At 52.1% G+C, this 6,308-nt stretch carries 4 protein-coding genes; 1 reads left to right on the forward strand and 3 read right to left on the reverse strand.

Annotated elements, in window-relative coordinates; genetic code table 11:
• Nucleotides 1-140: FAD-dependent oxidoreductase (locus R3177_RS12250; protein WP_318971317.1), on the reverse strand; the 140-nt coding region annotated here is incomplete at its 3' end.
• A gap of 383 nt (nt 141-523) precedes the next feature.
• Here R3177_RS12250 and R3177_RS12255 point away from each other — a divergent pair.
• Nucleotides 524-2,857 carry a S8 family serine peptidase gene (locus R3177_RS12255; RefSeq protein ID WP_318971314.1) on the forward strand — a complete coding sequence of 778 codons (2,334 nt, stop codon included), beginning with the start codon at nt 524-526 and terminating at the stop codon, nt 2,855-2,857.
• Between the two features lie 78 nt (nt 2,858-2,935).
• Here R3177_RS12255 and R3177_RS12260 read toward each other — a convergent pair whose 3' ends face one another.
• Entirely contained in the window at nt 2,936-5,143 is a 2,208-nt protein-coding gene (locus tag R3177_RS12260) for a hypothetical protein (RefSeq protein ID WP_318971315.1), read from the reverse strand.
• Between the two features lie 119 nt (nt 5,144-5,262).
• The coding region (locus tag R3177_RS12265) for a 3-deoxy-D-manno-octulosonic acid kinase (protein ID WP_318971316.1) at nt 5,263-6,308 on the reverse strand (1,046 nt) is incomplete at its 5' end.

The following is a 6,308-nucleotide window of genomic DNA, read 5'->3' on the forward strand; positions in this document are numbered from 1 at the left end:
CCGCCAGACATCAGAATTTTCCGGCCCGGCCGTTTCCCATTATCCAGCAGCAACACCGAACGGCCCCGCTTGCCGGCTTCAATGGCACACATCAGGCCTGCGGCACCGGCACCCACTATTATTACATCCCACTGCTGCATGCTTTGCTGCCCGTCTGCTAAAAGACGCTATTGTCGGCGACTGGTTCAGCAGATGCAATTACCAAACTAATAATCTCAACGCTTATACAGTTTAAGCCTAACTAATAATTATTTGTTATAAACACTGTCGTTTGCTTGTCATGCTGTGCTAAACGGACTGCCTTGCCCAGCATGATTTATTGCTTGTTTCACCCGGCGCAATAAAGCCCTTTTCCGGAAACAAAGTACAAGTGCAGTTTAGTCCATTAACAGTTGTCACCATTTCACGGATTTACACTTAATTACACTTTGGTTAATAGTGACTACGATGTTATCGCCGGTTTGCGTTAAGTGGTCATCAAAATCCAGGAAAAATAAATACTATAATCATAAAGAGTGTATTCATGTATAAACCAAAATTTAAGCTCAGTAAGCTTGCCGCATTATGTATACCTGCATCCGTGCTGATGTCTCCGGCGGTGCTGGCCGATGCAGCAGATGCTCGGCCTTATGCCAGCGCGACGCCGGCAAGTGCCAGTAATACCACTAAAAATAAAGAATTTGCGGTACTTAACAACGGCTCAGGTAAGCGGTATATCATTAAATATAAACAGGAAGCCTTCGGCAATGTACCTTACAGCCAATATGCTGCACCGGGTAATGCATCACCTCAGGCTGCGTATGCCCTGCAACAAATCGCCAGTAAGCTGCAGAGTAAAGGCATGCGGGTGCACCATGTGCTGGCTCCGCAGGCTGCCATTGCTGCCGACTTAACTGATGCCGATCTGCTTGCATTGCAAGCTGACCCAACTGTTGAGTTTGTTGAAGAAGATTTAAAACGTTATCCGCTGGCACAACAGGTGCCTTATGGCTTTACCATGGTGCAGGCCAATCAGTTGAGTGATCAGTTTGCCTCCAACCAGAAGGTGTGTGTTATTGACTCCGGTCTGGACCTGCCGCATGAAGACTTCTTAACAGGCAATATTACCGGCTCTAATGATGCCGGCACCGGTAACTGGTATGACAATGGCGGCCCGCACGGTACCCATGTTGCCGGTACGATAGCAGCATTAAACAACAGTACCGGTATGGTCGGTGTATTACCCAACGGTAATGTTAAATTGCATATCATTAAAGTATTTAATGAAGCAGGCTGGGGCTATAGCTCTACTCTGGCGAATGCTGTTAATACCTGTGTGGCCAATGGTTCAACAGTTATTAATATGAGTCTGGGTGGTGGCGGTTCTAACACCACAGAGAGCAATGCGATGCAGGCTGCGTTTGATCAGGGTGTGTTATTAATAGCCGCCGCTGGTAATGATGGTAATACGGTGATGTCTTATCCGGCATCCTATAATGCCGTGGTCTCGGTTGCAGCCATTGATAAGAACAAGCAGCTGGCTGACTTCTCACAGCGTAATACTCAGGTGGAACTTGCCGCTCCGGGCGTTGATATCCGCTCAACTTACCCTGAAGGTACCGGCCTGGAAGCTCTGCTGAGCGTTGGCAGCACCAGTTATGACAGCAGTCCGATGACAAACTCTGCCGATGGCAGCGCTAACGCAGCACTGGCAAGTTGCGGGCTGGGTGAAACAACCTGTACCAACGTGGCCAGCAAAATATGTGTCATTGAACGGGGCAGCGTTAGTTTTGTCCAGAAAGTGCAGTCCTGCCAAAATGGCGGAGGCTTAGCCGCTATTATTTACAACAATACCACCGGTGATTTTGGTGGCACACTGGGTGATAATCCCGGCACCACTATCCCAGCACTTGCGGTAACGCAGGCAGTAGGGCAGGCCCTGATGAGCCGGCTTGGCCAGACAGCTTACGTCAGTTCAGGTGCCAGTAATTATGGTCTGATGAGTGGTACGTCAATGGCCTCTCCGCACGTTGCCGGTGTGGCGGCTCTGGTATGGAGCCACTTCCCGCAATGTACCAATGCCCAGATCCGTAATGTGCTGGCGGTAACAGCCGAAGATTTAGGCACTACCGGGCGTGATAATTCCTACGGCTATGGCCTGGTTCGCGCTAAAGCTGCCTATGATTACATTAATCAGCAGGGTTGTGATGGCAGCGGCTCAGGTGGCGGTACTACTCCACCCACAGACGGTGAACTGGTGAAAGCAGTAGCTAAAACCAATTTATCGGGTGCAGCAGGTTCTAAAACCTACTTCACCATAACCGTACCGGCAGGTGCCACCAACCTTAGTTTTAATATGTCAGGTGGCAGCGGTGATGCTGATTTATATGTGAAATTTGGTGGTCAGCCAACAACTTCAAGTTATGACTGCCGCCCCTACAACAGCGGTAATTCAGAAAGTTGTAGTTTTGCTACTCCGCAAGCCGGCATCTACCATGTAATGATGAATGCCTATAGTGCGTACTCCGGCGTCTCTCTGGTCGCAGACTACACAGCACCAGCCAGTGGTAGCACTGGTGGCGGCGGTACTTTAGAAAACCTGAGCGCAACTAAAGGTAACTGGCTGCATTACACTATTACGGTGCCGGCGGGAATGAGCTCTTTAACTGCAACCACTTCCGGTGGTACCGGAGACGCAGACTTATATGTCCGTCGTGGTAGCCAGCCAACAACGACCAGCTATGATTGCCGTCCTTACAAAACAGGCAGTAATGAAAACTGCAGTTTCACTAATCCGCAGGCCGCGACTTACCATATTAGTCTGCGGGCTTACAGCAGCTTTAGTGGTGTAAAACTGGTTGTAGAATACAAACCTTAAGTTGTCGTTAACTTAAATACTAAGGGCGCCAGTGGCGCCCTTTTTATATTGCAGTACAGCAAAAATAAGCTGCTTGTGTTAAGGGTTAAGCAGCCGGTGAAGCTGCGCTTTGGCCAGCGGCTCATCCTGGGCAGCAGCCAGCTGATAGTAATCACGGGCTTTGATCAGATCCCGCCCGACCCCACGGCCGTTTTCGTACATCCAGCCCAGATTATACTGGGCCGTGGCATAACCCTGCTCTGCCGCCTGACTGAACAACTCAACAGCTTTTTTATCATCCGCCCTGACCAGCCGGCCATTTTTATAAAACATACCCAGCGCCGTTAACGCCCGGGGCACTTTAGCATCAATAGAACGCTGATACAGCGACAGCGCCTGGGCTTCATCCTGTGGCACGCCATAGCCTTTCTCGTAAAGCCAGCCCAGATGCGCCAGCGCCCGGCTATGCTGCTGAGCAGCAGCCAGCTGATACCAGTACGCTGCCTGTTGGTCATTCTGCTTAACACCCCGGCCGGTTTCAAACCTCAGCCCCATATTAAACTGGGCATCAGCATCACCGGTTTCCGCTACTTTCTGATACCAGTAAACCGCTTGTTGTTCGTCCTGGGGTACCCCACGGCCATTGGCATACATAAAACCAAGGTTGTACATTGCGTAAACTTCACCCTGCGCTGCAGCCTGCTGGTACCAGCTGACAGCAGCAGCATCATCCTGGGCGGTGCCGGTACCATTAGCCAATCGCAGTGCTGTGCTGTACTGAGCAATGGCCAGCCCCTGTTTTGCTGCCGCTTCAAACCAGTTAAATGCCTGAGCTTCATCTACTGCAACACCAATACCGTCAGCATAACTTAAGCCTAACTGATACTGCGCATTGACTGACCCCTGGCTGGCCGCCAATTCAAATAACTCAACGGCGCGGCTTAAATCTTCCTGCCGGTCACTTTGCTGCAACAGCATGCCCAGATAATAACTGGCATCACCATCCTGTTGTGCAGCAGCACGCTCCAGCCACTCTTTAGCTCGGCTGGTATTGGCCCGGACGCCCCGCCCCTGCAGATAACCGGCTCCCACCTCACGCTGCGCCGCCGCTAAACCCTGCTCAGCCGCTTTTAAAAATAACTTAAAAGCCGTGTCATCATTTTTACTGACACCCTTGCCATCACGGTATAGTAAGCCCAGCTGATAGGCTGCCCGACTGTGGTTCTGTGCCGACGCCAGCTGCAGCCAGCTTGCAGCCTGCGCCACATCGACCTGGGTGCCACGACCATCACTATAACGATTAGCCACAATAAACTGGGCATCGACATCACCCTGAGCGGCGGCTTTTTCGAACCAGTTAAGTGCAGCCCGTTCATCCCGGGCTACGCCGCGGCCATTGGCGTACATATATCCCAGATTATATTGCGCCAGCATATGTTGCTGGGCAGCAGCCTGGCTATACCAGTAAACTGCCTGAGCATCGTCTTTACTCACTCCGCGGCCGTTAGCAAACATGGTTGCCAGATGATATTGCGCACCCGCCATACCCTGCTCAGCAGCTGCCGCAAACCAATTTGCAGCTTCGGTAAAATCAACAGCTACCCCATGGCCATTGGCATAGAGCGCTGCCACATTAAACTGAGCATCAAGATGACCATTTTGCGCCAGCGGTAACCACTGGGCCAGCGCTTCAGCGTAATTCTGCCGGTTGAAGGCTCGCATACCCTCATCAAAGCTGGCTGCACCGATATCGACAGTACTGACACTGCTGTTGGCAACAGGCGTGTTTACCGCCGCTTTGTCAGCACTGCGCTCCGCTGCGGCATTAGCATCACTCTGACTCTGAGCGCTGCTTTGGGCTGCTGCCAGAGCGGCCGCCGGATTGCTGGTGCCCAGCTGCAGCTCGCTGTTGTTGTTTAATGGTGCCGGGCCGGATGGTGTGGCAGCGGGCATCGCTGTCGCTGCGCTGCTGCTTTGTTCTGCCTTAAGCCTGGCAGCGCCCTGCTCAATGTCGCGCCGCGCTGCGGCGAGCTCGGCAAAGTCGCTACTGCTGGACGCAGCCTGCTCCAGCCAGTAAGCAGCCTGCAACGGGTCTTGCTGAACCCCCTGACCCAGCGAATAGGCTTTAGCCAGTTCAAACTGAGCTGCCGTTACCCCGTCCATTGCCAGATTCTGCCAAAGCTCGACTGCCCGGGTATATCTACCCTCAGTAAAAGCAGTTTTCGCTTCTGCCATAATTTCGGAATTATCTGCTGCTGCCACCAAACTGACTGCGAGCAATGCTGTAGTTATTATATTTAGCCGCATAGATGCCCCTCCGCTGTCATAGTTATACCAAAGTTCAACTAAGACACCAACAGCTTAATCCATTATATAAGCGTTAAATAATGGTAAAACAGCGCGCAAAAACTGCGACAAAGCGCTATTTATGCGGGTTTAACCGCTTTTTGCTGCTGATAACCGGTAAGCACATTTTGCCAGCTGTCTGGCTGCCAGTGAAAAGAGCGAAGCCGGGACTGTTCTTTATGCAGGGAACGCAGCAAGCGCTGCAGATTTTTTTGCTGCCAGTCGCCCGGCAACCTTCGCCGGCATTTATCAAAGTCTATCAGCCAGAAAGTCCCGCTGTTATCGAGCAAAATATTACGGCAGTTCAAATCAGTATGATCGACGCCGGCATTGTGCAGGCGGGCGATAGCTTCGCCAAGAGCCTGCCATTCGGGCGCTGTCAGAGCCCGTTCATTATGTAGAATGCTGGCCAGATCCCTGCCAGTGCTTACCCGTTCGATAAGGATATCGGCCCGGTAACTCAGCCAGCGCTGTTGGTAGCGGGCGGCAATGGGCCGGGGAACCGCCAGCCCCTGCTGCCGCATCCACTGCAATAAACTGAATTCCTGCATAGCACGGCTGAAAAGTGCGCTCTGGTAACAAAAACGGTCTTTAATGACTTTACCGACCAAACCGCCACGATAATAGTGGCGCAGCACTAACGAATATTGGCCATGGCTGACAAACCAGGCGGTATTGCGCCCGGATGAGCTGCCGGTTACCCCACGCTGCTGCTGCCACCATTGCGGATCAAACTGGGCCAGACCGATATCATCGAAAACATCGCTGCGATACCAGTACAATTTGTTCTTATCAGCGTAACGTCGGATATGCTGCAGGTTATCACCACAGAGCGCTGTAATGGCGGCACTACAGCGCTGCACTGCGCCCTGCTGCGACTGGAAAAACTGGCGTGCCCGCTCCCCCTGTTGCTGTCGTAACAATGCGTTTGTCAGCAAATGCGCAGTGCTGTGTTGCAGCTGACTGGCGTTTGCAACAATGCTGACTGCCTGGCGCTGCGCCAGCTGATGATAAGCATCAGCAAAATTAAAATAGTGCGGCCCCGTCTGCACGGCCTTACCAAAACAAATTGCTTCCAGCGGATTATGCCCACCGCGGCCAATTAAACTGCCGCCGATAAACACCA

The sequence above is a fragment of the Arsukibacterium sp. genome (assembly GCF_033722355.1).
GTDB lineage: Bacteria > Pseudomonadota > Gammaproteobacteria > Enterobacterales > Alteromonadaceae > Alishewanella.

What these genes read in the sequence shown, in the direction of transcription:
- R3177_RS12255 (WP_318971314.1), top strand. Translation starts at nt 524, where the DNA reads ATGTATAAACCAAAATTTAAGCTCAGTAAGCTTGCCGCATTATGTATA.
- R3177_RS12260 (WP_318971315.1), bottom strand. Translation starts at nt 5,143, where the DNA reads ATGCGGCTAAATATAATAACTACAGCATTGCTCGCAGTCAGTTTGGTG.